The 16,484-nt window shown below is 73.4% G+C and carries 14 protein-coding genes and 1 pseudogene; 8 read left to right on the forward strand and 7 right to left on the reverse strand.

The annotated features are described in order from the left end of the window. The first annotated feature begins 50 nt into the window (after window positions 1-50). Entirely contained in the window at window positions 51-707 is a 657-nt protein-coding gene (locus ACIBG6_RS03210; protein ID WP_399220757.1) for a TetR/AcrR family transcriptional regulator, read from the forward strand. Here ACIBG6_RS03210 and ACIBG6_RS03215 read toward each other — a convergent pair. Both ACIBG6_RS03215 and ACIBG6_RS03220 read right to left on the reverse strand, forming a co-directional pair. Further along, entirely contained in the window at window positions 671-1,477 is an 807-nt protein-coding gene (locus tag ACIBG6_RS03215) for a class II aldolase/adducin family protein (RefSeq protein ID WP_399220758.1), read from the reverse strand. The genes ACIBG6_RS03210 and ACIBG6_RS03215 overlap by 37 nt on opposite strands. An 87-nt stretch (window positions 1,478-1,564) precedes the next feature. Next, window positions 1,565-2,380 (reverse strand): DUF3626 domain-containing protein, encoded by an 816-nt coding sequence (locus ACIBG6_RS03220; RefSeq protein WP_399220760.1) that lies wholly within the window; start codon window positions 2,378-2,380, stop codon window positions 1,565-1,567. A gap of 132 nt (window positions 2,381-2,512) precedes the next feature. Here ACIBG6_RS03220 and ACIBG6_RS03225 point away from each other — a divergent pair, with 132 nt between their 5' ends. Together ACIBG6_RS03225 and ACIBG6_RS03230 are read left to right on the forward strand one after the other, a co-directional pair. After that, window positions 2,513-3,172, forward strand: a complete 660-nt coding sequence (locus ACIBG6_RS03225) for a ThuA domain-containing protein (protein ID WP_399220762.1) — start codon at window positions 2,513-2,515, stop codon at window positions 3,170-3,172. Window positions 3,173-3,329: 157 nt separating this feature from the next. Next, window positions 3,330-4,727 carry an NADP-dependent succinic semialdehyde dehydrogenase gene (locus tag ACIBG6_RS03230; protein WP_399220763.1) on the forward strand — a complete coding sequence of 466 codons (1,398 nt, stop codon included), beginning with the start codon at window positions 3,330-3,332 and terminating at the stop codon, window positions 4,725-4,727. A gap of 24 nt (window positions 4,728-4,751) precedes the next feature. On the opposite strand, the gene ACIBG6_RS03235 is transcribed toward ACIBG6_RS03230, so the two are convergent. Next, window positions 4,752-5,780 carry a PHP domain-containing protein gene (locus tag ACIBG6_RS03235; RefSeq protein ID WP_399220764.1) on the reverse strand — a complete coding sequence of 343 codons (1,029 nt, stop codon included), beginning with the start codon at window positions 5,778-5,780 and terminating at the stop codon, window positions 4,752-4,754. 10 nt (window positions 5,781-5,790) lie between these two features. Continuing rightward, the gene (locus ACIBG6_RS03240; RefSeq protein ID WP_399220765.1) at window positions 5,791-7,875 is read right to left on the reverse strand and encodes a SpoIIE family protein phosphatase; all 2,085 of its coding nucleotides are present in this window, start codon (window positions 7,873-7,875) and stop codon (window positions 5,791-5,793) included. A gap of 116 nt (window positions 7,876-7,991) precedes the next feature. Here ACIBG6_RS03240 and ACIBG6_RS03245 point away from each other — a divergent pair, with 116 nt between their 5' ends. Beyond that, a complete protein-coding gene (locus ACIBG6_RS03245; RefSeq protein WP_399220766.1) occupies window positions 7,992-11,339 on the forward strand; it encodes an ATP-binding protein in 3,348 nt (1,115 codons plus the stop codon). Here ACIBG6_RS03245 and ACIBG6_RS03250 read toward each other — a convergent pair. Next, the gene (locus ACIBG6_RS03250) at window positions 11,236-12,393 is read right to left on the reverse strand and encodes a siderophore-interacting protein (protein WP_399220767.1); all 1,158 of its coding nucleotides are present in this window, start codon (window positions 12,391-12,393) and stop codon (window positions 11,236-11,238) included. The two genes, ACIBG6_RS03245 and ACIBG6_RS03250, sit on opposite strands and share 104 nt — an antisense overlap. Before the next feature lie 219 nt (window positions 12,394-12,612). Here ACIBG6_RS03250 and ACIBG6_RS03255 point away from each other — a divergent pair, with 219 nt between their 5' ends. Next, window positions 12,613-12,813: a hypothetical protein gene (locus tag ACIBG6_RS03255; RefSeq protein WP_399220768.1), complete on the forward strand. Its 201-nt coding sequence runs from the start codon at window positions 12,613-12,615 to the stop codon at window positions 12,811-12,813. Window positions 12,814-12,961: 148 nt separating this feature from the next. Further along, the gene (locus ACIBG6_RS03260; RefSeq protein ID WP_399220769.1) at window positions 12,962-14,152 is read left to right on the forward strand and encodes an acyl-CoA dehydrogenase family protein; all 1,191 of its coding nucleotides are present in this window, start codon (window positions 12,962-12,964) and stop codon (window positions 14,150-14,152) included. Window positions 14,153-14,290: 138 nt separating this feature from the next. On the opposite strand, the pseudogene ACIBG6_RS03265 reads toward ACIBG6_RS03260, so the two are convergent. Together ACIBG6_RS03265 and ACIBG6_RS03270 are read right to left on the reverse strand one after the other, a co-directional pair. After that, window positions 14,291-14,469, reverse strand: a pseudogene (locus ACIBG6_RS03265) (ABC transporter); the annotation flags it as partial. 63 nt (window positions 14,470-14,532) lie between these two features. Continuing rightward, window positions 14,533-14,952: an arsenate reductase ArsC gene (locus tag ACIBG6_RS03270; RefSeq protein ID WP_399220770.1), complete on the reverse strand. Its 420-nt coding sequence runs from the start codon at window positions 14,950-14,952 to the stop codon at window positions 14,533-14,535. Between the two features lie 71 nt (window positions 14,953-15,023). Here ACIBG6_RS03270 and ACIBG6_RS03275 point away from each other — a divergent pair, with 71 nt between their 5' ends. After that, window positions 15,024-15,332, forward strand: a complete 309-nt coding sequence (locus ACIBG6_RS03275; protein WP_399220771.1) for an ArsR/SmtB family transcription factor — start codon at window positions 15,024-15,026, stop codon at window positions 15,330-15,332. Next, entirely contained in the window at window positions 15,329-16,414 is a 1,086-nt protein-coding gene (arsB, locus tag ACIBG6_RS03280; protein ID WP_399220772.1) for an ACR3 family arsenite efflux transporter, read from the forward strand. The genes ACIBG6_RS03275 and arsB overlap by 4 nt, the downstream gene beginning before the upstream one ends. Window positions 16,415-16,484: the final 70 nt, after the last annotated feature.

Below are 16,484 nucleotides of genomic sequence, written 5' to 3' on the forward strand. Positions count from 1 at the left end.
GGTGGGCGCTTCCGCCGCCGGACGCGGCGCCCGACGAAGGAGGCCCACCCGTGCCGAAAGGTGTCACCAGGCGACGGCCCCGCACGCGCGCGGCGCTTCTGAAAGCCGCCCTGGAAGCCTTCGCCGAGCACGGTTTCCACGCCACGACGATCGAGCAGATCTGCGAGCGCGCGGGCTACACACGAGGCGCGTACTACTCGAACTTCGCCAGCAAGGAAGAGCTCTTCCTCGCGCTCTTCGACGAGCACAGCGACCGGACCGTACGACGGCTCGCCGACGCGATCGACGCGCTGACCGCCGAGGAGTACACGCTGGCGCGGCTGGCCGAGCTCGCCGCCCGGATCGAGCCGGACGAGCGGGACTGGTACCTGGTCACCACCGAGTTCACCTTGCACGCCATCCGCGACCGGCAGGCCGCCTGGGTGCTCGCGCGCCACGACGAGCGGCTGCGCGCCGAGATCGCCCGCGGCCTCACCCTCGTCCTGCGCAGGGCCGGGCGGGAACTGACCGTGGACGCCGACCGGTTCGCCCGGCTCATCGTCGCCCTGCGGGAGGGCGGACTCGCGCAGAGCTACGTCGAACCGGCGGCGCTGCCGCCGGGGAGTCTCGAACGCGAGTTTCTCGCCCCGCTCCTGGAGGTCTCGACGCGGGAACTCCCTTCCCCCGAAGCTCAGTCGAACAGGTCCGGGTCGGACGCGGTGATCTGATCCCACAGGGGGCGCGCCTGGAACCAGCCCGCGAGGTGGCCGCCGACCTGGCCGCGGGTCAGGAGCGCCGTCTCCCGGTCGATCAGCTGCGGGGTGCCCGCCGCCATCGCGAGGAGCTGCGCCTGGCAGGACCGTTCCATGGTCACGAACCACCACACGGCCTCGGCGACGGAGTGACCGACCGTCAGGAGCCCGTGGTTCTTGAGGATGACGGCCTTGTGCCCGCCCAGGGCCTTCGCGACCCGCTCGCCCTCCTCGGTCTCGTTCACCACGCCCCGGTAGTCGTCGTAGATCCCGTGGTCCTCGAAGAACGCGCACGCGTCCTGGGTGATCGGGTCCAGCGGGATGCCGAGGCTGGAGAACGCCTTGCCGTGCAGGGAGTGCGAGTGCGCGGCGGCGACAGCGTCGGGCCGGGCGGCGTGGACGCGCGAGTGGATGACGAACGCGGCCCGGTTCACGGGCCTGCGTCCTTCGAGGACGGCCCCCTCGTGGTCCACCCGGATCAGGTCGGAGGCCTTGATCTGGCTGAAACTCATCCCGAAAGGGTTGACCCAGAAGGCGTTCGGATCCCCGGGATCGCGGACCGTGATATGCCCCGCGACCCCCTCGGAGAAGCCGAACCGGCCGAAGATCCGGAACCCGGCGGCGAGCTGCTCCTTGCGGTACCGGCGCTCCTCCTCGACGGTGTCGAAGGCGGGCGGCAGCGGCAGGACGACCCCGTCGGGCAACGGCCCGACGGCGGCGGCGAGCGCGGGCGGCACGGTGCTCATGGCGGCTCCTCGGCTTCCTTGGCGAGCGGGTGGGGCACGGCGCGCCAAAAGATACAGAGATGCATCCGATACGACAATGGATCGCTCTCAGGCCGCAGGCGCCCCGAAACGTGCCAGGTAGTGCCAGACCTTCTTCACGTCCTGGGGGTCGTGCTCCCCGGAACCTGCCGCCTCCTGAACGATCCGCGGGTCCAGGAACCCGCCGACGGCGATCCGGGCGCCCAGCGCCACGTGATCCGGTCCCCGGAACCCGGGATGCCGCCGCAGTTCCTCGACGGAGAGCCGGAACCCGCCGTGCCACTCGACGGCGCACGGCAGTCGCCGGGCCGCCGCCTCGACCGCCGTACCCCGGTGGCTCGGGTCAAGGACCAGCGCCTCCACGTCGCGCCCGATCACGACGGGACCGTGGACGTGCGCCTCGACGTAGTCGTCGAGCGGGTCCTTCCCGTCGGCCTCGGCGAGGGCGACCAGACGCATCCGGGAGGCGACGCCGAAGTCCGCGGGCTCCAGGAAGCTGTCCGGGTAGCAGAAGGACGCCCGCTCCAGGGTCGACGGCGCCAGCCGCAGATGGGCGGAGCCGAAGCGGGGGGCGGCGCCGAACGGGCGGCGGCGGAAGTCGAGGGCTCCGTAGACCGGCCGCGTGTGCGCGGGAGCCGCGTCGTACGCCCCGCCGAAGATCCGGCTCTCCCAGCACCAGCGGTCCCCGCCGGGCCGGGCGGTGAGGCCGCCGTTGCCGGTACCGGTCACGAACTGGGAGCGGTAGACGCCGTCGTCCGCGAGCCGGTCGAGGAAATGCGGGTGGAAGTTGAGCGTGACCCGCAGGGTGGGGTCGAGCGGAGTGCCCGTGGCGAGGCCGGCGACATGGGCGAGAGCCTGACGTGCGGGGTCGTGGAGGGGCGTCATCGGGGGAGTCTGCCCGAGTGGCGGGGCTTGCGGCGCGGGGATTTCGCTGGCGACGGTCGGCGCAGAGATGATAGAAAGCGCTTTCCAAAGCCTTTGTCCTCCGTCGACCCCGCTCCCTCAGGAGTCCACCGCGTGCCCACCGCCGACGTGCTGATCTACACCCGCACCGCCGGGTACCGCCACGACTCGATCCCCGCCGGCGCCGCCGCCCTCGCCGAGATCGCCCGCGAGCGGGGCTGGGGGGCCGAGGTCACCGAAGACCCGGCGGCCTTCACGCCCGGGCGGCTGGCGGGGTGCGCCGCCGTCGTGCTGCTCTCCACCACCGGCACCGTCCTGACGCCCGAGGGACGCGCCGCCTTCGCCGCGTACCTCCGGGGCGGCGGCGCCCTCCTCGCCGTCCACGCGGCGGCCAACGCGGAGCCGGACTGGCCCTTCTACGGGGAGCTCCTCGGCACCCGCTTCGACGGACATCCGGAGATCCAGCCCGGCACCGTGCTCGTCGAGGACCCCGGCCACCCGGCGACGGCGCCGCTCCCGGGCCGCTGGACCTGGACCGACGAGTGGTACAACTTCACGGCCAACCCGCGCGGGACGGGCGTACGGGTCCTGGCGCGGGCCGACGAGACCTCGTACAGCGGCGGCACCCTCGGCGACGACCATCCGCTGGTGTGGTGCCGCGAGGTCGACCAGGGGCGCGTCTTCTTCACCGCGCTCGGGCACTCCTCGGAGGCGTACGACGACCCGGCCTTCCGCGCGCACCTCTCCGGCGCGCTGGCGTGGCTCACCGCCTGAAGGCGCCCGCGAGAGGGCGGCCTTCCGAGATCACGCGCCGGAGGCCGCACACCCCGCCCCACCCGGGAGGTGTCACCCCACCGCCCCGCCCCTGTTGCGCCGCCGCGCCCGGCGCGGGAAGTTGCCGTTGGGGGCCGATGGCAGGAGGAGAGACGTCATGGGCATCGCCACGGTGAACCCCGCGACGGGCGAGACGCTGCGCACCTACGAGGCCCACGGGCCCGAGGAGGTCGAGCGGCGCGTCGCCGCCGCGCACGAGGCGTTCCGGCAGTACCGCACCACGTCCTTCGCCGAGCGCGCCCGCCTGATGCGGGCCGCCGCCACGCTGCTCGACGAGGACACCGAGGACATCGCCCGGACCATGACGGTCGAGATGGGCAAGCCGATCGCCGCCTCCCGCGCCGAGGCCGCCAAATGCGCCAAGGCCATGCGCTGGTACGCCCGCAACGCCGAGGAACTCCTCGCCGACGAGCACCCGGCCGAGAGCGACGTCCAGGACTCCGGCGCGGACCTGGCCCGCGTCCACTACCGGCCCCTCGGCCCGGTCCTCGCCGTCATGCCGTGGAACTTCCCGCTCTGGCAGGTGATCCGCTTCGCCGCGCCCGCGCTCATGGCGGGCAACACCGGCCTCCTCAAGCACGCCTCGAACGTGCCGAGGACGGCCCTCTACCTCGGAGACCTGTTCCGCCGCGCCGGCTATCCGGACGGCTGCTTCCAGACGCTCCTCATCGGCTCCCGCGACGTGGAGGCCGTCCTTCGGGACCCCCGGGTCGTCGCCGCCACGCTCACCGGCAGCGAACCCGCCGGCCGGGCCGTCGCCGCCGTCGCGGGCGACGAGGTCAAGAAGACCGTCCTGGAGCTGGGCGGCAGCGACCCGTACATCGTCATGCCCTCCGCCGACATCGTGCGGGCGGTGAAGACCGCCGTCACCGCCCGCGTGCAGAACAACGGCCAGTCCTGCATCGCCGCCAAGCGGTTCATCGTCCACCAGGACGTCTACGACGACTTCGCCGAACGCTTCACCGCCGCCATGAACGCCCTCACCGTGGGCGACCCCCTCGACGAGTCCACCGACGTCGGCCCCCTCGCCACCGAGCAGGGCCGTACCGACCTGGAGAGCCTCGTCGACGACGCCGTACGCCGGGGCGCGCACGTCCTGTGCGGCGGCGGCCGCCCGGAAGCCGAAGGGCTCCGGCGGGGCTGGTACTACCGGCCGACCGTGCTCACGGGCATCACCCCCGCGATGCGGATCCACCTGGAGGAGACGTTCGGCCCGGTCGCCACCGTCTACCCGGTGCGGGACATCGAGGAGGCCGTCACCGTCGCCAACGACTCTCCGTTCGGGCTCAGTTCGAACGTCTGGACCCGGAAGGAGGAGGACATCGCGTTCTTCGTCCGCGACCTGGAGGCCGGTGGCGTGTTCGTCAACGGAATGACGGCCTCGCATCCCGCGCTCCCCTTCGGCGGGATCAAACGCTCCGGCTACGGCCGTGAACTCTCCGGCCACGGCATCCGCGAGTTCTGCAACGCGACCACGGTCTGGCAGCGCGCCTGACCCGCCTGCCGCCCGGGGAGGCCCTCAGGCCCGCGTCCACTCCAGCAGGCGCTCCGCCGGCCAGGTGTTGATCACCCGGTCCTCCGGTACGCCGCACTCCTCCGCCCGTGCGCAGCCGAGGATCTGCCACTCCAGCTGACCCGGCGCGTGCGCGTCCGTGTCGATCGCGAAGTACGCGCCCGCGTCGACCGCGACGCGCAGCAGCTCGCGCGGGGGATCGAGGCGCTCCGGGCGGCTGTTGATCTCCACCGCCGTACCGGCCTCGGCGCACGCCGCGAAGACCCGTTCCGCGTCGAACTCCGAAGCGGGCCGCAGCCGGCCGCCCGCCACGAGCCGCCCCGTGCAGTGCCCGAGCACGTCCACGAGCGGGTCGCGGACGGCCCGTTCGAGCCGGCGGGTCATCGGGCCCGCGTCCATCCGCAGCTTCGAGTGCACCGAAGCGACGACCACGTCCAGCCGTTCGAGCAGCTCCGGTTCCTGGTCGAGCGAACCGTCCTCCAGGATGTCGCACTCGATCCCGGTGAGCAGCCGGAAGGGCGCCCACTCCTCGTTCAGCCGCGCCACCACGTCCAGTTGCTCCCGCAGCCGCTCCGGCGAAAGGCCCCGCGCGACCGTGAGCCGCGGCGAGTGATCCGTGAGCACCGCCCACTCGTGCCCGATCCCCGCCGCCGTGCGCCCCATGGACTCGATCGTGGAGCCGCCGTCGGACCAGTCGGAATGGAGATGGCAGTCCCCGCGCAGCGCCGCCCGCAGTGCGGCACCGGCGCCGTCCGCCGGCTCCATCGGCCCCAGGCTCGCCGCGAGCTCCGCCTCAAGACCCGCCAGGTACTTCGGCACCCGGCCCTCAAGGGCCTCGCGCACCACCGCGGCCGTCTTCGGCCCGAGCCCCTTCACCGACTCCAGGGTGCCCGCCTCCGCGCGCCGCGCCGCCTCGCCCGCCGGCAGGGCGTCCACGGCGGCGGAGGCCGTACGGAACGCCTTCGCCCGGTACGCCGGTGCCTGGGCGCGCTCCAGCAGGAACGCGATCCGGTTCAACGCGGCCACGGGGTCCACGGCATCCTCCTCACCCGCCGCCCGGGGCGGCCTCGGCCGCCACCGGAGCCGGCTCGATCTCGCACCAGACCGCCTTGCCCTCGCCGCGGGGCTCGACGCCCCACCGGGACGCGAGCGCGTCCAGCAGGAGCAGCCCCCGCCCCGACGTGGCGGCCTCACCGGGGGTGCGCCGCCGGGGCCACGCGCTCGACCGGTCCTGCACCGAGAGCCGTACCCTCCGCACCGGTTCCGGCAGCACCTCCAGGGTCAGCACCGCGCCGCCCTCGGTGTGCAGCAGGACGTTGACGAGCAGCTCGCCCGTCAACAGCTCGGCGTCGTCGGCCAGTTCCGGCAGACCCCAGTCGCGCAGCGCCTGCCCCACGGCCGCCCGCGCGTCCGAGAGCCCCTGCGGATCGGCCTGGTGGATGTACTGGTGGATGCGCGGCGCCCGGGGCGTGCCCGGGTCCGGGCTGCGCCGCAGCACGAGGAGCGCGACGTCGTCGCCGGAACCCCACCGCTCCCACAGCCGCTCCGAGAGGTGGTCGGCGAGCGCCTCCGCCTGCGGCGGGCCGCTGCCGATCGCCTCGGAGAGCGCGTCGAGCCCCGCGTCGATGTCGGAGCCGGGCTGCTCCACGAGCCCGTCCGTGCAGAGGACGAGCGTCTCCCCGGGTACGAGGTCGAGCCGCGTCTCCGGGAACTCCTCGTCCCCGAACACGGTCGCCAGGCCCAGCGGCAGCCCGCCCCGCAGATTGGGCTGTCCGACCCGGCCGTCGGTGTGCCGGATCAGCGGGCCGAGATGCCCGGCCCGTACGGCGCGCAGGGTGCCGCTCGCCAGGTCGACCTGTGCGTAGGTGCAGGTCGCGAAGCGGTTGGTGTCCAGCTCGGCGAGAAAACGCGACGCCCGGGCGAGGACCGTCGACGGGGCGTGCCCCTCACCCGCGTACGCCCGCAGCGCGATCCGCAACTGCCCCATGATGGCGGCCGCGTGCGTGTCGTGCCCCTGCACGTCGCCGACGACGATCCCGACCCGGCCCCGGGGCAGCGGGATCACGTCGTACCAGTCGCCGCCGACCTGCCGTCCGCTCCACGCCGCGTGGTAGCGCACGGCGATCTCGCCGCCGGTGATCTCCGGGATCCGGCGCGGCAGCATCGTCGCCTGGAGCCCCGTCGCGAGCTCCCGCTCCTCGTCGAAGAGGATCGCCCGCTGGAGCGACTGGGCGACGATCGCCGCGAGACCGAGCGCGAGGTTCCGCTCGTCGGCGTTGAAGGACGAACGGCCCCGGTAGAACAGCGCCATGCCGCCCAGCGAACGGGCCTGCGCCACCAGGGGCAGGTAGCAGGCGGACCGGAACTGCAGCCGTGACAGGTACGGCGCCAGCTCGGGGAACTCCCGGCCCAGCGACTGGAACGAGGACACGAACCGCGGCCGGCCGCTCAGCACCGCCTCGGCCAGCGGGAGGCCGCGGTCGAGCCGCCGGGTGCGGAAGTCGTTGAGGGCGTCGAGGGACTCGCCGCTGAGCGCGATCACGTTGAGCGAACCGTTCTCGACGAGCCCGAGCGCCAGCCCCTCGGCGCCGAGCCGGGCGAGCCCGCCGGGACCGGTCAGGGCGGCGGTCACGTCGTCGACCGTCACCGCGCGCGACAGCGCGTTCGTGGTGCGCTCGACGATGCTCGTCTGCAGCTCGCGCCGCTTCTCCAGCTCCAGTACGAAGGCGGAGTGCGTGACCTCGGCGGTCGTGTCCCGCACGACCCCGACGATGCGCTGGGCCCTGCCGTCCGGCTTGCGCAGGATCCGTGCCTGCACGTGCGTCCAGTGGGGTGCACCCTCGTCCTGCGGGATCGGGAAGTGCGCGGTGTACGACACCGAGCCACCCTTCACCGCGTCCCGGACGATCCCTTCGAGCCGGGTCCGCTCCTCGGGCGCCAGGCGCGCGACCAGCGTCGCCGGGCGCCCGTCGTAGGTGTCAGGGGCCAGCCCGAACACCAGCAGCCCGGCCTCGTCGACATCGATCGTGCTCGTGTCGAGATCCCAGTCGAAGCTGCCGGTCCGGTTCATGGCGAGCCGCTCGGCGGGCCCGATCTCGCCACTGCGCGTACGCCGGTCGTCGTCGGTCATCCCCCCCATTGTCGAACCCGCACCCCGTGGACGCCATGGCGGTGCACGGCGTGGCGCAAGTTCGCCTCGACGGGCCGGGCGCCCGGAGGGTGTCCCCGGCGGGGCAGAATGGGCCGGTGCAGCCGTCCTACCGTGTTCTCGGCCCCTGTCAGGCCCTCCGTACCGACGACGGGACGGAGGCCACGCTGAGCGGTGCCAGGCTCCGCGCGCTGCTCACCGCGCTCGCCGCGGGCGCGGGCGGCGCTGGGGCCGGTGGATCCGCGGGACCCGGTGGAGCCGGGCACCCGATGAGCACCGGCGCGCTGATCGCCCAGGTGTGGGCCGACGACGACCCGGCCGCCGACCAGGACCGGACGGCCGCGCTCCAGGCCCTGGTGGGGCGCTTGCGCCGGGCCCTCGGGCACGAGGCGATCGTCTCCGCGCCCGGCGGCGGCTACCGCCTGGCCGCCGACCCGGACGCCGTCGACCTCCACCGCTTCGAACGCCTCGCCTCCGAGGGCTCGGCCGCCCTGTCCGGCGGGGACGCCGTGCGGGCCGCCGCGCTCCTCGACGAGGCGCTCGGCCTGTGGCGCGGGCCCGCCCTCGCGGACCTGCCGGGCCGGGACGCCGACCCCCTCGTCGTACGCCTGGAACAGCGGCACACGCGGGCGCGCCGCGACCGGTTCGCCGCCGATCTGGCCCTCGGACGCGCCCCGGACGTCCTCGCACCCCTCGCCGCCCTCGCCGCCGGGCACCCGCTCGACGAGCCCGTCCAGGCCCTGCGCATCCGGGCCCTGCGGGCCGCCGGACGGCCCGCGGAGGCCCTCGCGGCGTACGACGAGGTGCGCACGGGCCTCGCCGACCGGCTGGGTACGGACCCGGGCCCCGAACTGCGCGCCCTGCACGCCGAACTCCTCGGCGCACCCGCGCCCGTGCCCGGCCTCGCGGTGGACCGGAACGGGCGCCTGCCCGCCCGGCTGACCTCGTTCATCGGCCGGGACGGCGAACTGGGCGCGCTCGCGGCCGGGTGGGCCGACCGGCGGCTCGTCACCCTCACAGGACCGGGTGGCGTCGGCAAGACGAGGCTCGCTCTCGAGGCGGCCGAGACCTTCGACAGCGGACCGGTGCACATCGCCGAACTCGCCTCCGTACGGGAGGAGTCCTCGGTCGCCGCCGCCGTCATCGGCGCGCTGGGCGCGCGCGAGACCCACCTCTGGAACGGTCCGGCCGGGACCGACGCGGCCGGGCCGAAGGACTCGCTCGCCCACCTGGTCGAGTACTGCGCAGGGCGCCGGATGCTCCTCGTTCTCGACAACTGCGAGCACGTGATCGCCGCGGCGGCGGAGCTCGCGCAGACCCTCCTCACACGCTGCCCCGGCGTGACCGTCCTGGCGACGAGCCGGGAGCCGTTGGGGGTGCTGGGGGAGGTGCTGAGTCCGTTGGGGCCGTTGCCGGTGGACATGGCGTTGCGGCTCCTGGGTGAGCGGGGTGCGGCGGCCCGGCCGGGTTTCCGGGTGGCGGACGACGTGGGGGCGGCGGAGGAGGTGTGCCGTCGGCTCGACGGGTTGCCGTTGGCGATCGAGTTGGCGGCGGCGCGGTTGCGGATGTTGTCGGTGCGGCAGATCGCGGACCGTCTTGACGATCGTTTCCGGTTGTTGACGTCGGGGGCGCGGACGGTGTTGCCGCGTCAGCAGACGTTGCGGGCGGTGGTGGACTGGTCGTGGGAGTTGCTGGACGGGGCGGAGCGGGCGGTGTTGCGGCGGCTCGCGGTGTTCACGGGCGGGTGTGATCTGGTGGCGGCGGAGACGGTCTGCGCCGACGAGGGCGCGGGGGCGGACGTCTTGGACGTTCTGGGTGCTCTTGTCGACAAGTCGCTCGTCGTCGCGGGGCCGGGTCCCGAGGGTGCGGGGATGCGGTTCCGGCTGCTGGAGACGGTGGCGGAGTACGCGGGGGAGCGGCTGGACGAGGCGGGGGAGCGGTCGGCGACCGAGCGGCGGCATCTCGCGTACTACCGCGAGCTGGCCCGCCGTACCGATCCCGAGCTCCGCGGCTCCGGACAGGTCGCCGCCATCACCGTCCTGGAGCGCGAACACGGCAACCTCCGGACCGCGCTCCGCACCGCCGTGGCGCTCGGCGACGAGCAGGAGGCGCTCTGCCTCGTCCACTCCCTGAGCTGGTTCTGGCAGCTGCGGAACCACCAGACGGACGCCCGGACCTGGGCGGCGACGGCCGCCCGGCTCGGACCCGACCCGCTCCGGGAGCCCGTCCGCCCGGCCGAACCCTTCGAAGGCTACTGCGGCGACGTACCGCCGCCGTGGACCGGCGAAAGGCTCTGGGAGGCCCGCCGCGGAGCCCACCTGTACGCGTTGGCGACCGAGGGCGGCGAAGGCGCCACCGCCCTAGAACGGCCCGAGACCCGCGCGCGGCTCAGCGCCCTCGCCGCCGCGTACCGCCCGGGCCTCCCGCAGACCTGCCGCCAGCCGGGGACGATGTGGTTCTTCGCCCGCCTGATGACGGGCGAGCTGGCCGGCCTCGACGAGACCCTGACGCTGATCGTCGAGGCCTGCCGCGACCACGGGACCGGCTGGGATCTCGGCTTCGCCCTCCTGGTGAGGGGCAAACTCCTCGGTCACGGCCCCGAGGACGCCGACGAGGCACTCGCCCTCTTCGAGGCGTCCGAGGACGCCTGGGGCATCGCGGAGTCCCTTTCGGCGCGGGGCGAGGCGTACGAGCGCGCAGGCCGCCTCACCGAGGCCGCCGCCGACTTCGAGCGGGCCACCCGCGCCGCCGCCCTCGTCGGAGCCCGCTCGCAGGTGCCGCTCTTCACGGCGCGCCTCGCGGCCGTACGCCTCCGGCTCCGCCCCGAGGGGGACGAGGCGGCCGAACGGCTCCTGGCCGAAGCCGCCGACGAGGCGGGCGCGTGGGGGGCCGAGGCCGCCGGCACCGGCCGGCTGCTCCTCGTCCAGCACTACGGCCACACCGGGCGTACGGCCCTGGCCCGCGCGCAGCTCACCCGCCTGGAGGGCGAGTTCGGCGAGAACACCCCGTCGCTCTTCTGGGGCCTCGTCGGCGGGACGTGGGCGTGGCTCGACTGCCTGGACGGCGCCCACGACCGGGCCCTTGACCGGCTGGCCCGTGCCGTCGCCGATCTGGAGACCCTCGCCCACCTGGTCGCCCCCTACCTCGTCGTCGCCCAGTTCGCGACGGCCGCCTGGGCCCGTGGCGGGCGCGGCGCCCCGGGCGACGCCGAGACCGGAGCCGCGCTCCTCGGCGCGTACGACACCCACATCGGCCCCGGGCCCGGCGGCGGCTTCCGCCCCTTCGCCCCGCAGACGGAGGCCGCGATCCGCACCCGAGCGGAGGAGGCGCTCCGCGAGCGCCTCACCCCGGCGGAGTACACCCGCCATTACGCGGAGGGCGCGAAGCTCTCCGTCGACACGGCCGCGGACCTCGTCCGGCAGCCTCAGGAGGCCCTGGATGCCTGACGCGAGGACCTCGCACGCAGTGTGCCGGCGTGCCGCTCGCCTCTCCCAGCGCAGGGGGCAGTCCATGACGCCGCCGCCGCGAGGGGCTTCCTGAGCGCCGGGCTGGACCTCTGGGAGGAGGCGGCGCGCTCCGCTCTCGTACCGGATCCGGTACGGGCTCCTGTACGGGCTCCCGCACCGGACGGGCTCCCGCTCGGCCCGCCGCGAGGCGCTCCCGGGCCTCGGTGAGGTCCTCGGGGGTCGGGGCGTCGTCCTGGGACAGACGGCGGCGCCAGTAGCCGGTGAAGTGGACCGCGCGGCGGTCGATGCCGCGCTCCTCCACGAGGTGCCGCCGCAGCCCGCGTACGGCCGAGGCCTCGCCCGCGAGCCACACGGAGGGGCTGCCGGCCGGGAGGGCCCCGGCGCGTACGGCGTCGGCGGGCGGCGCGTCGTGGGGCAGCAGCCGCACGGTGAGGTCCGCGGGCGTCGTCAGGGCCTGTACGTCGGCCGGGTCGTCGACCTGGACGTACGCGACGGCCCGCCGGCCGGCCGGGAGCGCGGCCACGACCGTGGCGAGGGCGGGCACCGCGCAGGCGTCGGCGTACAGGAGCGTCCAGTCGCCCGCGCCCGGGTCGAAGGGCACCGCGAACGCGGCGGACGGCCCGAACACGCCCAGCGGGTCACCGGGCCGCGCACCCCGCGCCCACCGGGTCGCCGGACCCTCGTGGGCCTCCGCGCCACCCTCCCCGTGCAGGTGGAAGTCGATGTCGACCGTCTCCGCCACCCGGTCGTGCGCCCGGATGGTGTAGCTCCGCATCCAGGGCCTCTCCGCCTCCGGGATCGCCGCGTAGGCCGCGTACCACCGCATGACGTCGCCGTCCGCCCCGACGGCGGGCAGGACGAGCTCCGTGTCCCGCGTCCGGGGGAGGAACAGCTTGACCTGCTGGTCGGGTCCGTCGAGCGTGAATCCGGCCAGGGACGGGCCGCCGAGGGTGACGCGCAGCGTACGCGGGGTGATGCGGCGGACGGCGGTCACGAGCAGACGCCGCAGGGGGAAGGCAGGGGGCTGGGACATGGCTGACTCCTGGGGGGGTACGTAAGAACGGCCTCGCCGACGGGCTCACTCACCCTCCCGGGCCCCGTCGACACGCCACCGACACGGCATCGACATGCCCTGCGGCACCCCCTCGGCCAGTGAGGGCCCTGCACCGCCCCGGCGGACGACCGCCCCGGATGCGCTCCCGTCGGCAGGCCACGAGAATGGCGAGTGCCGGAAGAACACGTAGGAGGCGGCATGAACGCTGAGCCCGACAAGACGTCCGTGGGGGATCTCCCGACGCCCGACCGGCTGCTCCACGCCGGATCGGAGGGCGAGTTCACGGCGGAGGACCTGGTCCTGGCCTCCGGCCGTGACGTGAATCCGAAGAGCCTCGCCTGGGCCGAACGCCGTATGGCGGAGAAGGGGCGCGCCTCCATGGACGAGCTCCTGCCCTAGACCTGTCGTCCCACCCGTCCCCTCGGCCCCGGATCGGCTTGCCCGAACCGGGGCCGCGGCCTTCCACATTTGTGAAACACGTTCTACCGTGGCCGCCGTCACGCGCCGCCGGACAGGCCCCTGGGGCGCGCCGCCACGGGAGGCCCGCATGCACCTCGAGTACACGCCCGCCCAGAAGAGCCTGCGCGCCGAGCTGCGTGCGTACTTCGCCGGGCTCGTCCCGGACGACTTCCACACCCGGTACGAGGACCCCGCCGCGCAGAAGCGCTTCTACCGGGAGACCGTGCGCCGGCTGGGCGCGGACGGCTGGCTCGGGGTGGGCTGGCCCGCCGAGTACGGGGGGCGCGGGCTCTCCCCGATGGAGCAGTTCATCTTCTTCGACGAGGCCGCCCAGGCCGGCGTACCGCTGCCGCTCATGGCTCTGAACACCGTCGGGCCGACGATCATGCGGTTCGGCACCGACGAGCAGAAGGCGTACTTCCTGCCCCGGATCCTCTCGGGCGAGATCGACTTCGCCATCGGCTACAGCGAGCCCGACGCGGGCACCGACCTCGCCGCGCTCAAGACGCGCGCGATCCGGGAGGGCGACGAGACCACCGGCCGGTACACGGTCAACGGGCAGAAGATCTGGACGACCAACGGCGACACCGCCGACTGGGTCTGGCTCGCCGTCCGCACGGACGTCGACGCCCCGCCCCACAAGGGCATCACGATGCTCCTCGTCCCGACGAGCGACCCCGGCTACTCGTGCACGATCATCAACACCCTCGCGTCGCACGACACGACCGCCAGCTACTACGACGACGTCCGCGTCCCGGCCTCGCGCCGCGTCGGCGAGGAGAACAAGGGCTGGCGCCTCATCACGAACCAGCTCAACCACGAGCGCGTGACGCTCGCGGCCCACGGGACGATGGCGATCCGCGCCCTCCACGACGTGCAGCGCTGGGCGGCCGAGACGAAGCTCACCGACGGCCGGCGCGTCCTGGACCTCCCGTGGGTCCGCCGCACCCTGGCCCGCACCCATGCCCGGCTGGACGCGATGAAGCTCCTCAACTGGCAGATGGTGAACGCCGTCCAGCACGGCACCCTCACCCCTCAGGACGCCTCGGCCGTCAAGGTCTACGGCTCCGAGGCCCGCCGCGACGCCTACGCGGCCCTGATGGAGGTCGTCGGCTCGGCGGGCGCCCTCAAGGAGGGCTCGGCCGGCGCGGTCCTCCACGGCGAACTGGAACGCGGCTACCGCTCCGCCGTCATCTTCACCTTCGGCGGCGGCAACAACGAGATCCAGCGCGAGATCATCTCCTGGATCGGCCTGGGCATGCCCCGCGTCCGCCGCTGAGTTGCTGATCCGCTGAGACGAGGGCCGACCGGTGGAACCGCCGCGATCCTGGTCATGCGCCTGGGGCCAGCCGTCGCGCGGTCCTCGGGACGGCGGGCCCAGGTGCCAGCAGGCACGGAGTGCGGAGTGGACAAGCGGTCAGACCGCTGCCGGGGAAGGCGCGCAGGTGTTCGGCAGGTCGATCCGGACCGTCCGGTCGCAGAGCCGTTCCACCTGCGCAGGGTCGTGAGAGACGAGCAAGACTGTCCGGTTGCCCGCAGGGCCGCTACGGACTCCTCGCCCGTGTCGCGGCTCCGCTCGTCCAGGGCGCTCGTCGGAGCCTATGACGATGACCTCGCGGACGTCGTCACCGGTCGCTGCATCCGAGTCGGTCAAGGGAGTCACGCCTCCTGCTTCGCGTCGATCTCGGCGATGAGGCCCTCGATCAGGACCTTGATCTCGTCGCGGATGGGGCGGACGGCCGCGACGCCCTGGCCGGCCGGGTCCTCCAGGGCCCAGTCGAGGTACTTCTTGCCCGGGAAGATCGGGCAGGCGTCGCCGCAGCCCATGGTGATGACGTAGTCGGACGCCTGGACGGCCTCGCTGGTCAGCACCTTCGGCTTCTGGCCGGAGATGTCGACGCCGACCTCCCGCATCGCCTCGACCGCGGCCGGGTTGACCTGGTCGCCCGGGATCGAACCGGCGGAGCGGACCTCGACGCGGTCGCCGGCCAGGTGGTCGAGGAATCCGGCGGCCATCTGGGAGCGGCCCGCGTTGTGGACGCAGACGAAGAGCACGGAGGCGAGCGGAGCGGCGGTCATCGGTTCTTCCTTGCAGGCAAGAGGTCAGCCCCGGCTGGTATCAGCAGCGAGTGATGTGACAGTATCAGTCCATGATGACGTCAGTCGACACTGATCTGATCCGGGTTCTGGCCGATCCCCTCAGGCTCCAGATCGTGACCCTGCTCGCCCGCGAGACGCTCTGCACCACCCACCTCGTCGAGGAGACGGGTGCCAAGCAGACCAACCTCTCCAACCACCTGCGCGTACTGCGCGAGGCCGGTGTGGTGGACACCGAGCCCTGCGGTCGCTTCACGTACTACCGCTTGAAGCCGGACGTCATCGCCCAGCTCGCCGGCCAGTTCGCCGACCTGGCCGAGTCCGCCCGTAACGCTGCCGAGAACAAGAGGGCCTGTCCGTGACCCCCACCCAAGCGCCCGCTCCGACGGCGGATTCCTCGGTCGTCGCGAAGCTGTCGACGCTCGACCGCTTCCTCGCCGTCTGGATCCTCCTCGCCATGGGCCTCGGCCTCGGGCTCGGGCGGCTGATCCCCGGCCTGAACGACGCGCTGGCCAAGGTCGAGATCGGCGGCATCTCGCTGCCCATCGCCGTCGGCCTGCTGGTCATGATGTACCCGGTCCTCGCGAAGGTCCGGTACGACAAGCTCGACGCCGTCACCGGCGACCGGAAGCTCATGGTCTCGTCGCTCGTCGTCAACTGGATCCTCGGTCCGGCGCTCATGTTCGCCCTCGCCTGGATCTTTCTGCCGGACCTGCCCGAGTACCGCACCGGCCTGATCATCGTGGGCCTGGCGCGCTGCATCGCCATGGTGATCATCTGGAACGACCTGGCCTGCGGCGACCGCGAGGCCGCGGCGGTCCTCGTCGCGCTGAACTCGGTCTTCCAGGTCCTCGCCTTCGGTGTCCTGGGCTGGTTCTACCTCGACCTGCTGCCCGGCTGGCTGGGCCTCGGCGAGGGGGAGACGCTCGACATCTCGATGGGGAAGATCGCCCTGAACGTCGTCTTCTTCCTCGGCGTTCCGCTGGTCGCCGGCTTCCTCACGCGCCGGATCGGCGAGAAGAAGATGGGTCGGGAGTCGTACGAGACGAAGTTCCTGCCGAAGATCGGACCGTGGGCGCTCTACGGGCTGCTCTTCACGATCGTCATCCTCTTCGCCCTCCAGGGGAAGACCATCACCTCGCAGCCGCTGGACGTCGCGAGGATCGCCCTCCCGCTCCTCGTCTACTTCGCGGTGATGTGGTTCGGCACCTTCGCGCTCGGCAAGGCCATCGGCCTGACGTACGACCGCACCGCAACGCTCGCCTTCACCGCCGCCGGCAACAACTTCGAGCTCGCCATCGCCGTCGCCATCGCCACCTTCGGCGTCACCTCCGGCCAGGCGCTCTCCGGAGTCGTCGGCCCCCTCATCGAGGTCCCGGTCCTGGTCGCGCTCGTGTACGTGTCGCTGGCCTGGCGCAAGAAGTTCACCCCAGCCCAGCGGTAGCCCCGCCACGCCACTCCTCGGTGCCTCGCCCCTCCGACCGGGCGAGGCACCGTCGTACGAAGGGAAGCCG

Origin of the sequence: Streptomyces sp. NPDC050842 (assembly GCF_044456565.1) — a bacterium.
Taxonomy (GTDB): Bacteria; Actinomycetota; Actinomycetes; order Streptomycetales; family Streptomycetaceae; genus Streptomyces.